Source organism: Vreelandella sp. 162(4c) (assembly GCF_058152265.1).
The window spans coordinates 4400748-4420331 of the sequence record NZ_CM176981.1; the positions used below are offsets into that span (position 1 = coordinate 4400748).

Sequence of the window (19584 nt, forward strand, 5' to 3'; positions counted from 1 at the left end):
TAACGCGCTGCCCACCTTGCCCGAAAGGCGGCACGAAAAGGACACCACATGATGACTCGAACACTCACTAGCCACGACCTGCCTGCCCTGATGACAGGGATAATGGCGACCCTGGCGGGGATTGGCATTGCGCGCTTCGCCTATACGCCGCTATTGCCTGCGATTATTCAAGAGGGTTGGTTTACCGCGAGCCAAGGCGCCTACCTGGGGGCCGCCAACCTGCTGGGGTATTTTATCGGTGCACTCGCAGCTCACTCGCTGAGTGAGCGTTTTTCTCCTCGCTTGGTGATGGCCGCAAGCTTTGCGGGTATCGCGCTAAGCTTTGTGCTCTGCGCCGGGGCAGGTGGTTTCCTCTGGTTCTTCTTCTGGCGGTTGGTGTCGGGCGTTGCCGGGGCCATCTTAATGGTCGTTGGTCCCTCGCTGGCGTTGGCGGCTACACCACCTGAAAGGCGAACTCGTGTCGGTGCCATGGTGTTTACCGGTATTGGCTTTGGGGCACTGCTTTCGGCCTTCATCGTACCGTTACTCCTTGGGTTAAGCCTGACAGTCACCTGGGGCACGCTGGGGCTGCTCTGTATTGCCGCTGGCCTCTTGTGCGACTGGGGAGTGGCGTACTTAACCTCACCCATAACGGCTAGCTCGGTGGGTAATAGCTCCACCGGGTATGCGGGTGTAAAGGTCGTTGTGCTGCTTGTCATTGGTGCTTATGCCCTGGATGCGATTGGCTTTGTGCCCCATACCGTGTTCTGGGTGGACTATCTCGCCAGGGAAAACGCCCTGGGCAATCAAGCGGCTTCCCTGCAGTGGGGAATCTTCGGATTGGGCGCCTTGTGTGGGCCGTTCATGGTAGGCGCACTGGCGCATCGAGTGGGTTGGCAGGGTGGCTTGATGATCGCCTTTGCGGCGAAGGCCGCTGCCGTCTTGCTACCGGTGTTCTCGCTCGCCCTACTCAGCCAGTCGGTTTCCTCGTTCATGGTGGGGGCGATGATCCCCGGCATTGTCGCCCTCACCTCAGGCCGCCTTGCTGAGTTGGTAGGGCCAACCGCCCACAAGAAGCTCTGGGGGCAAGCCACCGCCGCCTTTGCTGCCGCCCAGGCAGTGGCGGGATATGCCATGTCCGCGCTTTATGGCGCTTGGGGCAGCTACACGCCACTGTTTGCCATCAGCGGCCTCATCCTCGTCGCTGGCTTTTTGCTGGTGCTGCTTAGCCGTGGCGTACAGCAGCGTCACTCGCATCTTTCTGCCCAGCAACCTACACAGCAATCTTCAAACCAAGGGAGGCAATAATGGAACTCTACCTAAACGCAACCTCGCCCTATGCGCGCCTAGTGCGCATCGTATTACTGGAAAAAGGCCTGATGGACGCCGTGACGCTAAAGTGGTGCGACCCCTGGGCAGACGATGCCGAACTCTTAAAGGCCAACCCCGCCGGGCGTATTCCGGCGTTGATAACGGAGAAGGGGATCACGTTAAGCGAGTCACTGCTGATAGCCGTTTACCTGGATAGCGTTAGCCCCAACAAGCCGATGATTCCCAAGGCTGGTTTAGGTGAGGTGCTGCACCTGGCGGGGTTGGGTCAAAACCTGATGGATGCCGCGTTCAATACCGTGATTGCCAGAAAGCATTACGGCAATGGGATTGATGATAGCGAGCTGGGGCAGAGGCGTTCGCGGGCCATTCAGCGGCTATTAAAGCAGCTGGACGGTGAGCTTGGCGAAATACAACAGACCTCAACTATCAATCTGGGTCACATCGCCACCGCAGTGGCGCTGGATTATCTCGCCTTTAGGCTGCCAGAGGTGAACTGGAAAAAAGACTACCCGCAGCTTCTGGCATGGCACGCTAGCGTTACTGCGCGAGAGAGCTTTCAGCAGACGGCTTTCTGTTAGGACTTTCTATTAGGAGAAGTGGGGGAGAAAGCGAGCTCAGTGCTGGATCTCAGCCCGCAACTTTTCCACTTCTTCAACCGGCAGTTCTTCAATATCCGCGATCATTTGATCATCCATTTCGGTGCGAGCGATCAGCTTTCGGGCCGCGTTGCGTTTGCCTTCCAAGGCACGTTGCTCGGCTTCCTGACGCCCTTCCAGACGCCCTTCCTGACGCTCTTTTTGCACCAGATTTTCTAAGTTTTCTGCCAACATGTCTTTATCCTCCACCAAACTGTTGAGCCGCTCTAGATTAACTTCTGCACCAAGCCGCTGCAGATGACGTTTAATCCAGCGCGTGATGACCTTATCAATGCGTTCTTTGTTCGGATCCGCTTTGATAATGGCCACAATACGATCAACGGCTAGTTGCAGGGCTTCCCAACTCTCACCGGCGTTTTCGACGCTGAACACACCGCTTAATGGTGTCTGAACTAAGCCTAGCTGTTCATCAGTATAGCGCCCTTCATCGACTAGGTAATAGCGTAGGTGGGGCTGATAAATCTGAAGAAAGTCGGGCGGTTCTGGGGTGATCATCTCGAAGATATCTAGCGGTGCCGTCCATCGCTCTGAGCCGTTATACAACACGACAGGGAGCACGGGCGGCAACCCTTGGCTGGGCGTGATGATCTTCTGTTTGAATAGTTCGCTATAGAAACAGGCGACGTAGTGCAGTAGTCGAATGGGCATAGTGCGATCCACCGAGGACTGAAACTCCAGCAGAATATACAGAAATACTCGTTGGGTGAGGCCTTTCCATTTCACTTCAACCGACCACACCACATCTTCAATCTTCTCTTCAAAAAGCGGCGTAATGTAGTTGCCGCTGTGGCTCTTCAGGGTGGAGAAATCCATCAGCTTAGCAATCTCAGCAGGCGTAAAGCCTTCGATCAACTGTTGCACGAATTCGGGGTAGCTAAACAGCTCCTTATAGCCTGTATCATGATGTTTGTGAATGGTGCCCACCATGAGTGCTCCTTATTCAATGTGCCTAAGCGAGTGCATCGCAAAAAACAATATGCCTAAGAATAAATAGCGAGGGCTTGGCAAGCAACTGTTGTCGGGTTGGCGTTAGACACTGCCTGCATTTGATATATCCAGCCCTTAGCACCCATGCCAGACTGCATATTCAAAATTAGAATATTAAAAATCTTTTTTATTCTTTTTGGTAAATTAAGAATGCACTAAAATGGTGCCCTTTCTGAGCCAGGCCGCTGGGCGCTTGCCGCCGTGTTAGGCCAAAGATAGGGATGTCACCATGAGTGAGCCAGCAAGTGATCAAGAGGGGGCGCACTTTAAGCGCAGTATGCAGACGCGCCATTTGGTGATGCTCTCACTGGGAGGCGTGATTGGCACCGGGTTGTTTTTGAGTTCCGGTTATACCGTGCAGCAGGCCGGGCCTATTGGAGCGGTGTTGGCCTATCTGGTGGGTGGCATCGTTGCCTGGCTGGTGATGATGTGCCTGGGCGAGCTGGCGGTGCATATGCCGGACTCAGGCGCCTTCAGCGCGCATGCCAGTCGTTATATCGGCCCAGGAACTGGCTACATGGTGGCTTGGATGTACTGGCTCACCTGGACGGTGGCGCTAGGTTCCGAATTTACCGCGGCGGCAGTCTTTATGGGGCGCTGGTTTCCCGATATCCCCGGCTGGTACTGGAGTGGCTTGTTTGCGGCGATTGTCTTTGGCGTGAATGCGTTTACCTCGCGCTTCTTTGCCGAGTCTGAGTTCTGGCTTTCACTGATCAAAGTGATTGCGGTGGTGGTGTTTGTGCTGGTGGGCGCCGTGGCGATAATTGGCTGGGTACCGCTGCATGATGCCACTGGCGCTGAGGTCGCCTCGCCGGGGCTATCGGCACTGTGGGGAGAGGGCGCCATGCCGCCCAACCTGATGGCCATTGGTACCGCCTTACTGGCAGTGATGTTTGCCTTTTCCGGCACCGAGTTGATTGGCATTGCCGCCGGGGAAACGGTAGACCCAGCCCGCAATGTGCCCAAGGCCATTCGCGCGACCCTGTGGCGATTGATCCTGTTTTTCGTCGGCACCATCGTCGTGATTGCGGCGCTGTTACCCCAGGATCAAGCCGGGCTCAGTCAAAGCCCCTTTGTGGCAGTATTCCAACGCCTTGGCGTGCCGGGTGCAGCCGATATCATGAATTTTGTGATCATCACCGCGCTGCTTTCGGCGGCCAATTCCGGTCTTTATGCCTCGTCGCGCATGCTATGGACGCTGGCAGATCAAGGCACCTTGCCCAAGTCGCTTGGCCGCCTCAACAAGCGTGGCATTCCGATGAATGCCCTGCTACTCAGCATGGTCGGCGGCCTGGGCGCGCTGTTCTCCAGCGTGTATGCCCCTGAAACCGTCTATTTGGTGCTCGTCTCGATTTCCGGATTGGCCGTGGTGGTGGTCTGGATGGCGATTGCGCTTAGCCAGTTTAACTTCCGGCGCCACTACCTGCGTGAAGGCGGGCAACTGAAGGATCTGGTTTATCGCACGCCGTTCTACCCCTGGGTGCCGATTATTGCCTTTGCAGCCTGTCTGGCCGCGTGCATTGGCATTGCCTTCGACCCGCATCAACGCGTGGCGCTCTATTTCGGTGTGCCTTTCATTGGCCTGTGCTACCTGGTGCACTATGTGCGCCACCGCTCGGCCTCCCAACGTTCTGAACCTTCGCCCGACGCCGTTGAGGAAAACACCGTATGAATGAGTTGAATCCGATCAAAGCCCTGTTGGACGACGTACCCTTTATGGTCATCGACGGTGCCATGGCCACCGAGCTGGAAGCGCTAGGCTGTGACCTTAATGACGCCCTCTGGTCGGCGCGCTTGTTGGCGCAAGCCCCGGAGAAGATTCGTCAGGTGCATCAAGCCTACTTTGAAGCCGGTGCCGACTGTGCGATTACCGCCAGTTACCAGGCCACGGTGCCTGGTTTTATGCAGGCGGGGATGACGGCAGAAGAGGCGCGGGCGCTGATTCAGCTATCGGTCACCCTGGCACAGCAGGCGCGGGATGCGGTCTGGCAGCCCGGCCAGACTGACCGCCCCAAACCGCTGGTGGCCGCCTCCGTCGGCCCTTATGGCGCGTATCTGGCGGATGGCAGTGAATACCGAGGCGGCTATGACCTGGATCGCGCCGGGCTGGTTGAATTTCACCGTGAGCGTTTTGAACTCTTGCTGGCGGCGGGGGCGGATCTACTGGCTGCTGAAACTTTGCCCTCACTGGAGGAAGCGCTGGCGATCACCGATTTGCTGGCTGAGCATCCGGGCGCCCAGGTCTGGATCACTTTCTCGGCGAAGGATGGCCAACATATCAGCGATGGCACGCCGATCGCAGAATGTGCGAGGGCCCTGGCCAACTGCCCAGGCGTAGCGGCGATTGGTGTGAACTGCACGGCGTTGGCCCATATCAAATCGCTGATTGAGGAAATCCGCCGTGAGTGCGATCTGCCGGTGTTGGTGTATCCCAACTCGGGGGAAGTGTACGACGCGGTAACCAAAACCTGGCACCCGTCCCAATGCGATCATACCGGTGCCGATCTTTCCGGATTGGTACAAGGAGTTGAGCATTGGCTTGAAGCAGGTGCGTCAGGCATTGGCGGCTGCTGCCGAACGACACCGGAGGATATTCAAGCGCTGGCCCAGTGGCGCCGGTCGCGCCAGATTGTTTAGGCCTTAATGCTGAGTCTCTGCCCGTAACTTTTCTACCTCTTCGACGGGCAGTTCTTCGATATCCGCGATCATCTGCTTCGGTACGAACTATAGTGTCGGCTGATAAAGTTGAGCCTCGCTTAGTGAGCCGCTTTCCAAAGCGCGCTGCTCAGCTTCTCGACGCTCTTCTTGACGTCCCTCCTGACGCTCTTTTTGCACCAGATTTTCCAGGTTTTCTGACAACATATCTTTATCCTCCACCAAACTATTGAGCTGCTCCAGATCCACCTCATGTGCATGGTGCGATCCACCAAGGATTGAAACTCCAGGAGAATGTATAGAAATACTTGCTGGGTGACGCCTACCTGGGCACACCGCTCATTCGAAGCCGCCTTTCGTTCCCAAGCATTAAAAAAACAAGTCACATGGACAAATCATTCTTCGGTGCTAGGCTGAATACTAAAATATTAATAACACCATAATGACACGGCTCATACGCAGAGTGCCCACACGGCACGCACTCTGCCGAATTCCATCTCACCATACTCCCGCATGACCGTCGAGAGTGAGTGAGTAGCCATCTCCCTAGAGTTGACCAGATTCGAATGAATGGCGTACGGCTACGTTTCTTACCTTAGGAAACAGCGACAAAAATAGCAGATCAAGAATAACAAGGGGGAGTTGAAATCATGCCTACCCAACAACCGAGATATACCCCTGCTGTACTCCTGGATTCATAGAATAACCGCAGCACTTTGGATCACACAGTAGAGGAAGGAGGGCCAGCGCCGGTACCCTCTCGACTTTACCGACCAAAGTGAAGCAGAGAATGGGATACCGACAACTGACCCAGGCCCAACGATACCAAATTTTCGCTTACCTCGAGACTGGCATCAGCCAGCGACAGATAGCCAAGGCTATTGGGGTTCACAGCAGCACCATTAGCCGGGAGATAAAGCGCAATGGGCTTACTGCTGGCTATGCGCCTGAGCAGGCTCAATTGAGAAGTGATCAGCGTCGACGCAGCGCCTGGAAAGTGACGAAGCGACTGCCCAGCCTAATTCGATGGGTCACTGATCAACTGATGGACGAATGGAGCCCCCAGCAAATTAGTGGCTTCATGGCGAATGCCAACGGCGTTTGCGTAAGCCATCAGTGGATCTATGCGTTAATCTGGGACGACAAGAAACACGGCGGCGACTTATGGAAGCGACTCCGCTTACCACACCAGCGGCGCTATCAGCGCCGATTGGCCAAGCATGCGGGATTGGGCAAAATTCCACACCGGGTAGGTATTGAACAACGTCCCGCCGAAGTGGAAGAAAGGCGCCATATCGGCCATTGGGAAGGCGATACGGTGCTCAAGGGCCACAAAGAATCCGGCCTGGTGACCCTGGTCGAGAGACGCAGCGGATACCTCTTGGCAGCGCGCCTGCCGACAATCACGGCCACAGGAACGGCCAAAGCGATGACCCGGTTATTAAAACCACGCCGAGGTGCAGTGCAGACCATCACCTTGGATAACGGTTCGGAATTCGCCGAGCACCGACAGGTTGCCAAGGCCGTCTCGGCCAAGACCTATTTTTGCGACCCGTACCGCTCATGCCAGCGTGGCACCAATGAAAACACCAACGGACTGATTCGCCAATATTTCCCGAAAGGGACGGACTTCCGAAAGGTGAGCGACTCAGCACTGAGGCGAGTCGTTGCCAAGCTGAATAATCGCCCCAGAAAACGCTTGGGGTATCGGACACCGGCACAAGTGTTCCTGGGAGAGTATTCAGGAGCGCTGGAAACCGCGGGTGCTGCGCTTAATGTTTGAATTCAGGCTCAAAGAGCCTGCAAATTACGGCGTTCTTGAACAGCTGGCGGGAACCTGGGTTAACTACAACCCAGACAACAAAACGACCGGGTGGGGATTACATACCACTTGCCTGCCTTCCCCAGGAACCAACTCCGAAACCATTCCCGGCAAGTTTCATTTTCTCTGCCAAGACTATAAGGAGGAGCTTACCTTTACGTTAGTACCCGGCGGAGTACGCAACCGCGGTGGCGCCAACGAACAGTTCAGCGGAGCGGTAAAGTACGAACAGAGTATTCATGATCTCGATGGCAACCTGCTTCATGACGAAAACGGTATGTACCTCTGGTTGAGTACTCTTTACAACCATCCCGCCGACGACGAATCCATCATGACCGATATCGGTTATCCCGAATTATCAGCGGGTGCTGGCTCCGACGGTCCGGTGTATGTGCCTCCTTATACGGTCTCCCGCAGCGGCACGATTCCCCATGGCAGCACTGTGTTGCTGTTGGGTACAGACTCCGAAAAGAAGGGGAAACCGGAATTTCCCCATGGCACAGCCGCCTGGGATCCCAATCACCTGGCCATCTCACCAAGTATGGGGCTGGCAGGCACCACCGCTGACACCCCCATCAATCTCGATGAACCGGCACCGCCCTGGGTTCACGACCCCAGTCTTGCGGAGAGAGATCCAAGCGGCAACAGAACCTACACGCAGCGCATTTTGGCCGACGATCACTACCCCTATTCGGTGCGTCCCGATCTTCGCTTGCGCGATGCCATTCAGGATCAGGAGATCAAAAGATTCGTACTGATTGAGATGCGCACCCGGGAGGCCGGTGGATCCGAGGGTGGACTATTGAACACTCCATTCGTAGAGCGATTCGCTCGCGTAACCGAGATGAACTTGCGGATGTGGATTGAGACTGTCTTTGAAAACGGCAAGGAAGTTCTGCAGTTGCAGTACGAGCAGATTCAGTATTTTGAATTTCAATTCGGCACTGATGGCGGCACGACCCGCTGGCCACACATTCAGATCAACACTTTACGCAAAAAAGCGTAAGAGTACGCCTGGCCGCACGGGGCCTCGACACTGTTAATGACGGCAGGCGTCGGATTCCCACCACCTGCCGCGGAAACAGGCTAATCGGGGTAACGAAACATAAGGAGATGAAAACCATGGCGCCATCAGAAACAGCGAGAGAGAACGTTTCTCCAGGCCTGTTCGACAGGCTTACAAGCACCAGTGTACCCGTATTACAGGATCTCCAGGAGGCAGCGCAGCTCGCTTTACAGGTGGAATTTACCACTATACCTGTCTACCTCTCGGCACTCTATTCCATTTCAGACACTGGGAGCCATGTCTACCAGACCCTGCGCAGCGTTGCGATGGAGGAGATGTTTCATGTCAACCAGGCGGCCAACATCATCGTTGCCTTGGGCGCGCTGCCCAAATTTACTGGCGATGCGGTTCCTACTTTCCCCGGCTATATGCCACAGGCCAACCCGAAGACGACCCCTATGGTCGGCCTGTTTCGTGCATCCCCCGATGTATTCGCTAATGTCTTTGCCGCCATCGAAAGCCCGTCGCAGTACGGCGCGCCTCCTCAGGGCGACAACTACGACAGCATCGCGCAGCTGTACGGCGCATTGGTTGCGGCGGTGGATGCCTATCCCGGAAACCCCTTCAGTACAACCGGTGTTCCTGGTCGGCAAAGAACCAATATCTATCTCGGCAAATTTGGCGGTAATGTCAACGAAGTGATGGACAAGGAGAGCTTCCACGCGGCGGTTAACGAAATCGTCGAGCAAGGAGAGGGAACCGTTCCCCCTGAAAAGCCTCTGGTTCCGGTTGAGAGCTTCGGTACTTACAACCACTATGGCAAGCGTACCGATGGCACCTACGGGCCCATCCTCGGCACCCCGTACGAGCTGAGCCATTTCCTCAAGTTCCGCGAAGTTGCGCTCGACAGCGCCAATTTCCCGGCGACGCTCCCCATCATCTCCAATCCCGATAGCAGCGACTACACCAACCCGCAGGCCAAGCGGCTGTCTGACAGCTTCGATGATCACTACAGCCTGATGCTGCACGCCTTCGAAGCCACATTCAAGGCTGGCGACTCCGACCCTTATTTCAGTGTCGTCCTTTCAATCATGCACCGGGTGCTGCCGCATCTTGCCCGAGCGTTGATGTCTACCCCGGCCTTTGCCGACGGCGACAGCTCCGTTGGCCCCAATGCCGCACCGGCATGGCGCTACAGAAGCGATACCAATCGCACCTTTGGGGAACTGACGCAGGAGCTTGAAGACGAGCTCGATCAGCTGTCGACATCACCCAGGGAAAACGCATTGCGCACGCACCTTAAGACAGCCTTGGCAGGCGACAAAGAGATAGTGACGTCAGCCAAAGCGCTGGGCTTGTAATGGGCTAACGTTGAAAGGAAATCATCATGACTGACTACAAAATTTACCCGCCTATTGGCATTGCCCGTGTGGGGAACGCGCCGGAAAAATGCTATATCGGCCCCGAGACATATCGCGGTCTGCCCATTAACCTCGACGGAAGAGACTTCACCCAGGATGACTTCCGGGATGAACAGGGACGCATGTGCCGCCAGGCTGCGCGCTTTCATATTTTTCACGGCGACGAAGAGATCACCCTGGATACGCCCGGAGTAAAGGCGATCACCTGGACCGTGCACATGGCGAACAAGAAAGCCAGTTGGTATGAGTTCGCCACCAACGAGGGAGAGCAGGGCTACGCCAGCAATCACCCCTTGCGCAACGCCGATGTGGAAGACCGACACCGCTTGATTATCGACCCAGGGCCACGCCAGATCAGCGGCGCCGATGCCGGTCCCGTCCCCATGGACCGCGATACAATTCCCGAGGGCTATAAGGGCGCAAACTTCCCTAAGGGCATTCTGTATCCCAATCGGGAGTGTATCGACACCTTAGGAGAGCTGCGTACCGACACAGCCGGTCGCCTGCTGGTGTTGGGCGGTTTGGGTGTTTCCGGAACCGAAGATGAAAGCGCCGTGATCAAACAGTACGCTAATAATGATGGCTGGTGGGACGACACCGGTGACGGCCCAGTCAGCGCGGTAATCGAATGGGACAATGGCAGTAGCAATCCGGCTGATCCGGCCTGGGTGTCTGTGGCGCCGCCTTCCTATGCGCCAGAGATCGCCAACCTGGTAACGCTCTGGGACACCATCTTCGACAGCGCTGTGCGTGCTGGACACAACCCACAGATAAATAATCAGGGCATGTGGCAAAGCGGATCCTATGGCTACAAGCCCAACTTCCAGAGCGAGATAAAACCACTACTGGAACGGGCCACCACCTACGCCTGGGTTGCGGCAATCCCTCCCAAGCCCCACAGCTTTGACATGGAGATGCTGGGGGCGGTACCTGATCATGAGGATCACTACCGTGGCCTGCGCAATTGGATTCTGGATGTTCTACGACCACCGGCAGCTGAGAACTCCATTATCTCCGGGCGGGGAGCCACCATGATGCCCTACCTAGCGGGGGACAATTGTCTTATCGGTGGGACGTTTACATCCACTTATCTACGTTTGACAGATACCCAGTTCTTCTTTGTTCAACAGTGGGCGGCGGGGCACTTTGTCAACGAGCCTGTTGCCGATAGTGGCCCTCAATCACTGACACGCAATGTTCTGGAAAACTGTGTAGGAGGTGCGTTTTCTCCCGGTATCGAGCTCACCTGGATCACCCGCAATCGAGCCATCTACAATCGTGACGACCCTTTCCGTATCAATACCGCACCGCCCACCGAAGGGCCACTCAACCTGGGCTTTACGCCTACTGCGATGGAGCCCGGGGATCTCACTCGTTACATGGCCATACCCTGGCAGGCAGACTTCAATGAGTGCTCCTCACAACCCATCGGTGAACGAGTTTTGTGGTGGTGGCCCGCACAGCGGCCTGAATTCGTCTACCTGGAACCGAAACCCCAGGGAGTACGCCAGGCGACTATGCCGATACCGGATGAGCAGACGGGAGGGCAGGTTGCCTGGATCGGCACCGATTTCGATCAGATGCGGGGAGATTTCATCTCCTTTGCCGACGACGTACAGATGGTGCAGTACTGGTCGCGGCTGGGCTTCGTGATGGAAAAAGAGGTTCAAGGCGAGCGCCGCTTTGTGGAGGTTGCACGCACCTTACCCCGACCTTTCACACCGAATGGCAACTGACTTCGATCTCGTTATCCTCGGCGCTGGCCCTGCCGGTTGCGCCACGGCTCTCGCCGCGATAGCGGCGGGGGTCGAGCGCGTGGCGATACTGGACAGGCCTGCCCGCCAGGCCTTCAAAGTGGGGGAATCCGCGGCGCCTGACGTAGTCGCTAAATTGAGGCTGCTGGGTATATCGAATGACCTTGGGGCGAGAGGGCATCGACCCTACTACACCAATCTCTCCCTATGGGCAGGAGAGCGCAGGTTCGACGATTTTCTCCATCGCTCGACAGGGGATGGCTGGCATCTAGATCGGGAGCGCTTTGACGAGGATCTGCGTCAAGCCAGTGGTGAAAAAGGCGCGCAGCTACTAACGCCTGCGGTGTTGGAATCTCTACGCTGGGATAGTAGCGAGTGGCAACTGCAAATAACGTATCAAGACAAACAGCACCTACTGAGTTGTCGTTACCTCGTCGATGCTTCCGGGCGCGGAGCTACCCTCTGCAGGCGACTGGGGGTAGAGCGAAAGCGTCTCGACGATTTGGTGGCGGTGGCGTGTAAATGGCCCAATGTCGGCAGGCTGGAGGGCATAACTCTGGTGGAATCGGTTGCTGACGGCTGGTGGTACGCTACCGGTTTGCCAGATGGTTCAGCACTGTTGGCGTTGATGTCGGATGCATCCGTTGTGCGCCAGAAGGGGCTGCGAAATAGCGAAGCATTCTATGCGCTCTGGGGCCAGACAGAAGAGCTACAACAGTGGCTGCAGCCTTCTCGCCAGCACGCACTCTCGCTTACCTGCTTTGCTGCATACAGCGGTTTTGTGACCCAAGCAGCTGGGCCGGGCTGGATCGCAGTGGGCGATGCCCTGGCTACCTTTGATCCTTTGACCTCTTCGGGAATTTCCAACGCACTGGGTGACGGTTTGGCAGCGGCACCGGTAATCACCGATTGGCTGAACAGGCATGACCTGCAAGCGGCAGAACAGTATGCGCTTCGCGCAAACAGGGGAGTTAACCGCTTTATCAAGGAGTGGCAAGGCCAATATAGCTTGGAGCGACGGTGGTCGGATCATCCATTTTGGGCTCATCGTCGTGAGGTTGGTTAGAGAGGTCGATGCACTGGCCAAGCAGGCGCAAATAAGTCGTGAAATGCACTTCACCGGAAGGATCACGGATGCCAAAGCCCCTGCCGCCCCACTGATGGTCTTCAAGCGGGATCATTGTGGACAGGCCGGCTTCGGTCAGGGCAGCATGGATCTGGTCGGCATCTATCGTCTAGGAGCGCTAGCGTGTTCTCAGTGGGAAATCCCTGCATCGGCAGCGGCTCATCAAATGCTTCCAGTGCCGAGATGGCTGCTTTCGAAGGGAAGACTCGTTGAGTAGCATTCTTTGAGAGATAGCGTCGCCCGCGTGTATCCGCATCAGCTTGCAAGTCTAGTTCATTCATCTTGGCCTCCTGGTTATTATCTCTGTTTCATGAAGCCTCATGCGGCATATAACGCCGGGTCGTGGCCCAGAATGCTAGCGCCAATAGGCTTAGCGAAGCGCCTAAAATGCACACACCCTGCCAACCTGCATGAGCATAGGCGGTGGTCGTGCTGATGGCGCCTAGGCCACTACCGATCGAATAGAACAGCATGTACAAGCCTAATAAGCGGCTATGTGCCTCAGGACGTGTGTGAAAAATCATGCTTTGATTAGTGACGTGAAGAGCCTGCCCACCCATATCAAGCAGCACAATCCCGATGATCAGCGCCCATAGCGACCACTCCATCAATGATAGTGGCCCCCACGCTAGCAGCAGCAACACCAGCGCAGCTGCACTTGTGCGCTGCCCGAGACCTCGATCTGCCCATTTTCCGGCGCGAGCGGCTGCGAGGGCTCCCACTACGCCAGCCAAGCCAAATGCGCCAATGGCCGTATGAGAAAACTCATAGGGTGGTGCGCTAAGTGGCAATACCAAGACACTCCAGAAAACGTTGAAGGCAGCAAACATTAGCATCGCCAGCACGCCGCGAATTTGCAGCACTCGCTCTTCCCGCAATAACACCAACATAGAGACAATCAGGTGTGGATAGCTCATGGAACCTGATGCAGCTTTTAGCGTCGGCAGCCGACGCCACAGAGGTAGTGCCACTGCCAGCATTATGACCGCAGAACACAAATAGACGCCTCGCCAGCCGGCCAGATCGCTTACACCACCAGCGAATACGCGGGCAAGCAACAAGCCAATAAAAACACCTCCTTGCGCTACACCGACGACACGACCCCGTTCATGAGGGGCGGCAGCGCTAGCCGCGTAGGCGATTAACCCTTGCGTCATCGCTGTACCGAGCAAGCCAACACCGAGCATTCCTGCCAGCAGCATTGCGGTGGATTGCGACAATGCTACAACCACTAAAGAGGCCACCAACGCCAACAATTGCAGCGCCATTAGGCGACGACGATTCACCCGATCCCCTAGTGGAACGAGCAGTAGCAAGGCCAAGGCGCAGCCGACCTGAGTGGCCGTGATCACACCGCCAACGGCTGCATGACTGATACCGAAATCCAGGGCCAGTGAATCTAACAGTGGCTGTGCGTAATAGACGTTGGCGACACTTAAGCCGCTGGCCGCAGCGAAAAGTAGCACTAAGCCACGCGGCATGTCCGTTTGGACGACCGGTTTGCTGTTATCACGAAGCGATACAGGCAGTACCGAAGACGCCTTCATAGCCACCTCTCATTCAGCTGGTTTCAAATAAAAACTAGTTGGATGGTAGGTAACCTGGTTTTAAAATGCAACTACATAGATTGCCATAAACACATGGAAGGCAAATATCATGCCCCGCCGCAAATCCACACATACTGAAACCTGCCCGGTGGCACGCTCTGTCGACGTTATCGGGGATCGATGGTCGCTGCTTATTGTACGAGACGCTTTTGACGGCATGAGACGATTCGGTGACTTTCAGCGCAGCCTGGGCATGGCTCGCAATATTCTGGCCGAACGTCTGCGTCGGTTAGTTGAAGCGGATATCCTGGAAACTCGGCCTGCATCTGATGGCACGGCCTATCAGGAATACGTACTGACAGCCAAGGGCGAGAGTCTATTTCCTGTGGTGGTGGCTCTGCGTCAGTGGGGAGAACGCAACTTGTTTTCACACAGCGAGCAGCACTCCCAGCTTATCGACAAGTCAACAGGGCAGCCGGTGCCCTATATGGCCCCTCAGGCCGGTGATGGCGATGTACTGGCCCCGGATGACACGATAGTAAGAAAGCTTCAGTAGCACCGTTAGTTTAGCCCGACGGCCATTGCCCAAAACGGTGGAGGAAATACGCCATGTGGGCTAACCACTGGCTGATTGGCATCAACTGATACCGGTACTAGGGCTGGGTGACATCGGCCTGAGTGGCGCTAATATGTTGCGATTTCATTGCCGAAGAAAGCTTGAGGAAGTCCGCCAGTTGCTGGGTGGCACGCTTCTGTGACGCCTGAACCATCACGAGTTCAACCATCGGCAGCTCCGGAAATCCCTCCCGCTTGCCTAGAATAATGTGGTCTTCAGCAAGCGCACTGGCGGGCAGCACACCGATGCCGAGACCAGCCGACACAGCGGCACGGATATTGTCATAAGAGGCACTGACATAGGCGCTGTAGCCGTGCTTTCCGGGCTGATCCAATGCGGCGAGCGCTGCGCTTCGGTAGCAACAGCCGTCAGGAAAGATAACAAGCGGTATATCAGACATGCGGTCAAAATCATGCCTTTGAGCGGCCACCCAGTGGAGGGGCTCTCGCCGCAGCAGACGACACTGCCAACGTGGGTCGCTTGGCGTGAAGCCTCCCACACACTTAAAGATGGCGAGATCAAGTCCGCTGTTATCGAGCTGGTGGAGCAGTTGCGAGGAGAGCGCAGAGACAACTTCCAGACGCAGATTGCGGTTTAGCTCGGCGCACCGGGAAATAGCACCATGCAGATCCACCACCTTGAAATCATCGGGAACACCAATCAGCAGGCGCCCGGCGATTTCGGGTTGTTGCATGGCACTCACCGCTTCAGACGTACGGGCAAGTATCTCATTGACGGCGGGAAGAAAACGCTCTCCGTCTGCCGTCAAGCCAAGGATGTGGCCTTGGCGACGCTCCAGTAACTTGCAGCCGAGTATTTCCTCCAGCCGCTTCAGACTTTGTGTGACCGCTGACTGGCTGCGGTACAACTGAAGACCTGCCTGCTGAAAACCATTGCCTTCGGCCAACAGTACGAAAGCGCGCAGGTGTTCCAGCGTGACTCGCCTATCGCCCAAGGGGGAAGGTTGGCAATCAAACACACTATCTCTCCATACTTAATATTAATTTAACTGATTATGAATGGTTAATAATTAATTTCCACTACATGTAACTCCCATGCACCATCAGTTTCATGGTGATGGTGCAAAAGCAGGATGGCGCTTTTAAGGGGGCTGCATGAATAATTTCGTATTAACTGGTTTGGTGGTCATTTTCAGTATCGTTTGGAGTTCGGCATTTATAGCCGGTGCCATTGCACTGACTGATTTCGACCCCTTTACGCTGCTCACCATCCGGTTTTTATTGAGTGCGTTACTGATGCTGCCTATTTGCCTTAGCTGCGGCGGTTTCCGGGTATCAACTCATGGCGATCGCATCGCTATCAGGCGCGGATTGCTGCTCGGCGTGCTTAACAACGCCCTTTACCTGGGGCTGAGCTTTGCCGCATTGCAGACGGTTCGCCCCCAGGTCGTTATTGTTATTGTCAGTTGTGCACCGCTGGCAACCAGTTTGCTATCAGCATGGTGGGGCGTAGAACCTCTTTCCCCAATGAAATTACTCGGCGCGGCGCTGGGGTTAGTGGGAGTGGTGATCATCTCTGGCGTTGCTAGCGGAATGCAGGTTGATGTCTGGGGAGTGCTTATGGCAACTGGGGGTATGCTTGCCTTTGCCAGTGGCACCGTGTTCTTCCGCGGTCAAGGCGCAGGCCTGCCCATCTTGCAGGCTAATTTCTGGCAATCCATTGCTGGCGCTGTCGCTCTTCTTCCCATGGCAATGGTATTCGGGCAACCGCTTGCCGTGCCTTCTACCGCTACGATGATAGCGATTGCACATCTGGTACTTGTCGTCACCATCGGCGGAATGAGCCTATGGCTTGTACTGATTCGCATCAGCGGCGCCTCGACGGCATCGAGTTATCACCTTCTTAATCCGTTCTTTGGCGTACTACTCGCTTATCTAATACTAGGGGAGCCGTTGCGCATGGCGGATTTCATTGGGGCTGGGCTGATTGTCATCGGCCTGTTTCTGAGCACTCAGGTAAGGGCGAGAGCACCGCAGTGTTAGGACAGTCGTAGTGAATTAGAGAGCAGTGGCAAAAACATGATGCAGGTCATGGCCGTAGCCTAAAGTGTGATGAGGAGAGCATGGGATTCAACGAACTTTGCTGCTAGGCTCATTTTACTAGAGCTAAAAAAGCCGCAGGGAACAATCTAATGCCACAGGCACCTCGCATCGAGCTTCACCCCGTTAGCCAACGCGTGCAGGTGCATGTTGATGGCAAGCTGCTTGCCGACTCGACCAACGCTCTCGAACTCCGCGAGCGCGGCTACCCGCCACGCCACTACTTCCCACGCGAAGACGTGCGGATGGATTTGCTTAACACCTCAGAAACGACGACCCACTGCCCGTTTAAAGGCAACACAGTGTATTTCTCGCTAGGCGAAAATAAAGATATTGCCTGGAGCTATGAACAGCCGATTGAAGGGATGGAAGCTATAACGGGTAAGGTGGCGTTTTATGAGCAAATTAGCAAATGACGCCTTTCGACCCTGAGCGGACATTTCGGCGAAAGCGGCATGCTGATTCAGCTGTGTTATGCAGCGGGCACGATAATCTATATCATGCTGCCTATTTATAATTAATTTATTGTAATTTCAATAGGATAGATCGCGAATGAAGGGCTGTATAACCTGAATGAACGCGCCTCCGGGTTCATTCAGGTTATGTAGAGGGGTGTATGATCACCGTTATAAATCTTGATAAGTAGAGAATTTGGATGGACGTTTTAGAAGAAAAGGTTGCTGAAATTAAGTCTGTTTTGACCAGAGCTGCAAAAAGCAGAAGTATCGTTCGTTATCCCAAAATTTATAGCCTGTTTGAAGATGATGAGAATAAAACCATAATCTGGGCAACATTTGAGCAAGCATGCCGCGAGATCGCAGACCCTAGCGAAGCGATTTATGGGGTTCTTATGAGAATCAAGTCAACAGAGTTGCCTCAGGACGGCTTTTTCGACCTTTTCAAAAACATGCGCCCAGAGAAATATAAAGAACTCACCGGTTCGTACAGTGCATCTAGCAATATGATCGACCCAGAGAAAATGGCAGAAATTGTGAAACTTGAGTCGGAAACGGTCTACAATCACGCTGCAAAAAATTTATAACAAAGCGCGTAAGGCGGACGGCTTTCAGCCGCCGCTTTGCTCCGCGTTAGGGCGCTTATGAAGATCAAGCGAGTCATCCAAGAGGATTCTACAGGCTGCGGCATTGCATGCGCTGCAATGGTAGCCGGTGTTTCGTATATTGAGGCAAAGCGCACTGCGATAAAGCATGGAATTGTTAAAGAAAAGCCTCCTTACTACACCATCGCAGGAGAGCTCAGTGCTTTACTGAGTAAATTTGGTAACGATTTTGCCAGGGGCCGAAAACTGCGCAAGTGGGAATCTTTAGACAAACTGAGCATCGTCGGTATCAATTACAAGCCAACATATGGCACTTGGCATTGGGTTGTGTATGTACCCGACTCAGAAGCTGGTTTCGTTCTTGATCCAAGAAAGGGCGTAAAAACTTACAAGCGGACGGATTTTTCTCGCATGCGGCCAAGATCTTATATTCCGGTTTCGCACCCTAACAATTAATTGCACGCGACCAGCAAAGCTGGCTCGTGAGTAAGGCGTTATTAGACACTCTGGATCTGAAACTAAATTCCCCTTTAAGAGGAACATGCCATCGAGATTTATGCACTAGAAACGGTATCTCTGGTTCTGAACTCTCAGTTCTTTTCTTCACTCGCCGGAGCACTTTTTGGCGCACTCGCGGGTGCGACCGCAGCTCATCGAATAGCTGACAGGTCTAAGACAAAAGAAAGCCTCTTGCAGGAAATTAGAAATACAAATTCGGCACTAATGGCATCGTATATTATTTGCAACTCCTATCTTCTATTAAAGGATCAGCAAGTTAGGGAGCTATATAGTAGGTTCTGTGAAAAGCATGAAGAATATCAAAGAATAATAACCGGCCAGCTCAATGTCCAGTATTTCGATTTCCAGGCCGATATGCGGAGAGTGATACTGCCCAAGATTCCTTTGGACCTTTTGAATGAGCAGGTCTATCAAAAGATGAATCTAAATGGACGGCCCGTAACGGCGACTGCTCAAATAGATAACACCATAGCGTCACTAGAATCAGCCATCGAAACTCGCGACTCGGTCATTCAAATGATCCGAAGGTCGCCAGGAATGAGCGAGGTCGAAAAAGCGAATTTGTATTTTGGGTTCCCGCTTCCTGATGGGGCACTGAGCACTGAATATGCGGACGCTTTGAAGGGAATTTCGACTTATGTAGACGACGTTATATTCTTCAGTAAGCTGCTGTGTGACGACCTCCTTGAACATGGCCAAAAGAATCGCGGACGTTTCAAAGAACTGTATCGCGAAGAGCCTCCGGAAGTGAATAAAGTTGATTTGTCTCCTGCAGAAGCGAAGGGCTTGATGCCAGATGAGGAGCAATATGCTCATTGGCTCCAGGGACACAGGACTATTTCCCCGAACGAAATCGTGGATAACTGGATAGTTCGCCTTAAAAAGAGAATGTCTAACAAATCGCGTAAGACGGACGCGTGAGATCCGCCGCTTCGCTATAGCGTTACATCAGAGATGACTAAAAGGCAGCTTCTGGCCGAAACAAGAATGCTCGTGCATAGATGCAATCGACCCAAAGCGGCCATGCAGGCAAAGGCAGCATGT

Annotated in this window: 20 protein-coding genes; 16 read left to right on the forward strand and 4 right to left on the reverse strand. The window is 54.6% G+C overall.

Features of this window, described 5'->3' with window-relative positions:
- Window positions 1-48: 48 nt before the first annotated feature.
- Both AC4EYZ_RS20320 and AC4EYZ_RS20325 read left to right on the forward strand, forming a co-directional pair.
- Entirely contained in the window at window positions 49-1287 is a 1239-nt protein-coding gene (locus tag AC4EYZ_RS20320) for a YbfB/YjiJ family MFS transporter (RefSeq protein ID WP_278369337.1), read from the forward strand.
- Complete coding sequence (locus AC4EYZ_RS20325) at window positions 1287-1889, forward strand: glutathione S-transferase N-terminal domain-containing protein (RefSeq protein WP_278369336.1); 603 nt, start codon at window positions 1287-1289, stop codon at window positions 1887-1889. Before AC4EYZ_RS20320 ends, AC4EYZ_RS20325 begins: the two co-directional genes overlap by 1 nt.
- A gap of 36 nt (window positions 1890-1925) precedes the next feature.
- On the opposite strand, the gene AC4EYZ_RS20330 is transcribed toward AC4EYZ_RS20325, so the two are convergent.
- Window positions 1926-2894, reverse strand: a complete 969-nt coding sequence (locus tag AC4EYZ_RS20330) for an Rpn family recombination-promoting nuclease/putative transposase (protein ID WP_022522639.1) — start codon at window positions 2892-2894, stop codon at window positions 1926-1928.
- Window positions 2895-3183: 289 nt separating this feature from the next.
- Between AC4EYZ_RS20330 and AC4EYZ_RS20335 the strand changes: the two genes are divergently transcribed.
- Complete coding sequence (locus AC4EYZ_RS20335) at window positions 3184-4626, forward strand: amino acid permease (protein ID WP_278369334.1); 1443 nt, start codon at window positions 3184-3186, stop codon at window positions 4624-4626.
- Window positions 4623-5591 carry a homocysteine S-methyltransferase gene (mmuM, locus tag AC4EYZ_RS20340; protein WP_084625307.1) on the forward strand — a complete coding sequence of 323 codons (969 nt, stop codon included), beginning with the start codon at window positions 4623-4625 and terminating at the stop codon, window positions 5589-5591. Before AC4EYZ_RS20335 ends, mmuM begins: the two co-directional genes overlap by 4 nt.
- 87 nt (window positions 5592-5678) lie before the next feature.
- On the opposite strand, the gene AC4EYZ_RS20345 is transcribed toward mmuM, so the two are convergent.
- On the reverse strand, window positions 5679-5816 hold the full coding sequence (locus AC4EYZ_RS20345; RefSeq protein ID WP_162484071.1) for a hypothetical protein: 138 nt from the start codon (window positions 5814-5816) through the stop codon (window positions 5679-5681).
- A 583-nt stretch (window positions 5817-6399) separates the two neighbouring features.
- Between AC4EYZ_RS20345 and AC4EYZ_RS20350 the strand changes: the two genes are divergently transcribed.
- The 6 genes from AC4EYZ_RS20350 (at window position 6400) to AC4EYZ_RS20375 (ending at window position 12955) form a co-directional block, all read left to right on the forward strand.
- Window positions 6400-7392, forward strand: a complete 993-nt coding sequence (locus tag AC4EYZ_RS20350) for an IS30 family transposase (protein WP_490203942.1) — start codon at window positions 6400-6402, stop codon at window positions 7390-7392.
- Entirely contained in the window at window positions 7385-8437 is a 1053-nt protein-coding gene (locus AC4EYZ_RS20355; protein ID WP_490203980.1) for a peroxidase, FMP-type, read from the forward strand. Before AC4EYZ_RS20350 ends, AC4EYZ_RS20355 begins: the two co-directional genes overlap by 8 nt.
- Window positions 8438-8553: 116 nt before the next feature.
- The gene (locus AC4EYZ_RS20360; RefSeq protein WP_041158202.1) at window positions 8554-9798 is read left to right on the forward strand and encodes a ferritin-like domain-containing protein; all 1245 of its coding nucleotides are present in this window, start codon (window positions 8554-8556) and stop codon (window positions 9796-9798) included.
- Between the two features lie 26 nt (window positions 9799-9824).
- Window positions 9825-11594 carry a LodA/GoxA family CTQ-dependent oxidase gene (locus tag AC4EYZ_RS20365; protein ID WP_041158201.1) on the forward strand — a complete coding sequence of 590 codons (1770 nt, stop codon included), beginning with the start codon at window positions 9825-9827 and terminating at the stop codon, window positions 11592-11594.
- The gene (locus AC4EYZ_RS20370; protein WP_041158200.1) at window positions 11584-12678 is read left to right on the forward strand and encodes a tryptophan 7-halogenase; all 1095 of its coding nucleotides are present in this window, start codon (window positions 11584-11586) and stop codon (window positions 12676-12678) included. Before AC4EYZ_RS20365 ends, AC4EYZ_RS20370 begins: the two co-directional genes overlap by 11 nt.
- Window positions 12665-12955, forward strand: coding sequence for a hypothetical protein (locus AC4EYZ_RS20375; RefSeq protein WP_041158199.1), 291 nt, complete (start codon window positions 12665-12667; stop codon window positions 12953-12955). The genes AC4EYZ_RS20370 and AC4EYZ_RS20375 overlap by 14 nt, the downstream gene beginning before the upstream one ends.
- 91 nt (window positions 12956-13046) lie before the next feature.
- Here the strand turns inward: AC4EYZ_RS20375 and AC4EYZ_RS20380 are convergent, their stop codons facing one another.
- A complete protein-coding gene (locus AC4EYZ_RS20380; protein WP_230803191.1) occupies window positions 13047-14285 on the reverse strand; it encodes an MFS transporter in 1239 nt (412 codons plus the stop codon).
- A 109-nt stretch (window positions 14286-14394) separates the two neighbouring features.
- On the opposite strand from AC4EYZ_RS20380, the gene AC4EYZ_RS20385 reads away from it, so the two are divergent.
- Complete coding sequence (locus tag AC4EYZ_RS20385; RefSeq protein WP_230803193.1) at window positions 14395-14841, forward strand: winged helix-turn-helix transcriptional regulator; 447 nt, start codon at window positions 14395-14397, stop codon at window positions 14839-14841.
- A 97-nt stretch (window positions 14842-14938) separates the two neighbouring features.
- On the opposite strand, the gene AC4EYZ_RS20390 is transcribed toward AC4EYZ_RS20385, so the two are convergent.
- Window positions 14939-15880: a LysR substrate-binding domain-containing protein gene (locus AC4EYZ_RS20390; protein ID WP_230803195.1), complete on the reverse strand. Its 942-nt coding sequence runs from the start codon at window positions 15878-15880 to the stop codon at window positions 14939-14941.
- Window positions 15881-16016: 136 nt separating this feature from the next.
- On the opposite strand from AC4EYZ_RS20390, the gene AC4EYZ_RS20395 reads away from it, so the two are divergent.
- The 5 genes from AC4EYZ_RS20395 (at window position 16017) to AC4EYZ_RS20415 (ending at window position 19461) form a co-directional block, all read left to right on the forward strand.
- Window positions 16017-16904, forward strand: coding sequence for a DMT family transporter (locus tag AC4EYZ_RS20395; protein WP_474192148.1), 888 nt, complete (start codon window positions 16017-16019; stop codon window positions 16902-16904).
- A 149-nt stretch (window positions 16905-17053) separates the two neighbouring features.
- Window positions 17054-17377: a DUF427 domain-containing protein gene (locus AC4EYZ_RS20400; RefSeq protein ID WP_474192149.1), complete on the forward strand. Its 324-nt coding sequence runs from the start codon at window positions 17054-17056 to the stop codon at window positions 17375-17377.
- Window positions 17378-17616: 239 nt separating this feature from the next.
- Window positions 17617-18003 (forward strand): hypothetical protein, encoded by a 387-nt coding sequence (locus AC4EYZ_RS20405; RefSeq protein ID WP_474192150.1) that lies wholly within the window; start codon window positions 17617-17619, stop codon window positions 18001-18003.
- Window positions 18004-18060: 57 nt separating this feature from the next.
- A complete protein-coding gene (locus tag AC4EYZ_RS20410) occupies window positions 18061-18477 on the forward strand; it encodes a cysteine peptidase family C39 domain-containing protein (RefSeq protein ID WP_490203981.1) in 417 nt (138 codons plus the stop codon).
- Window positions 18478-18711: 234 nt separating this feature from the next.
- A complete protein-coding gene (locus AC4EYZ_RS20415; RefSeq protein WP_490203982.1) occupies window positions 18712-19461 on the forward strand; it encodes a hypothetical protein in 750 nt (249 codons plus the stop codon).
- The last annotated feature ends 123 nt before the right edge of the window (window positions 19462-19584 follow it).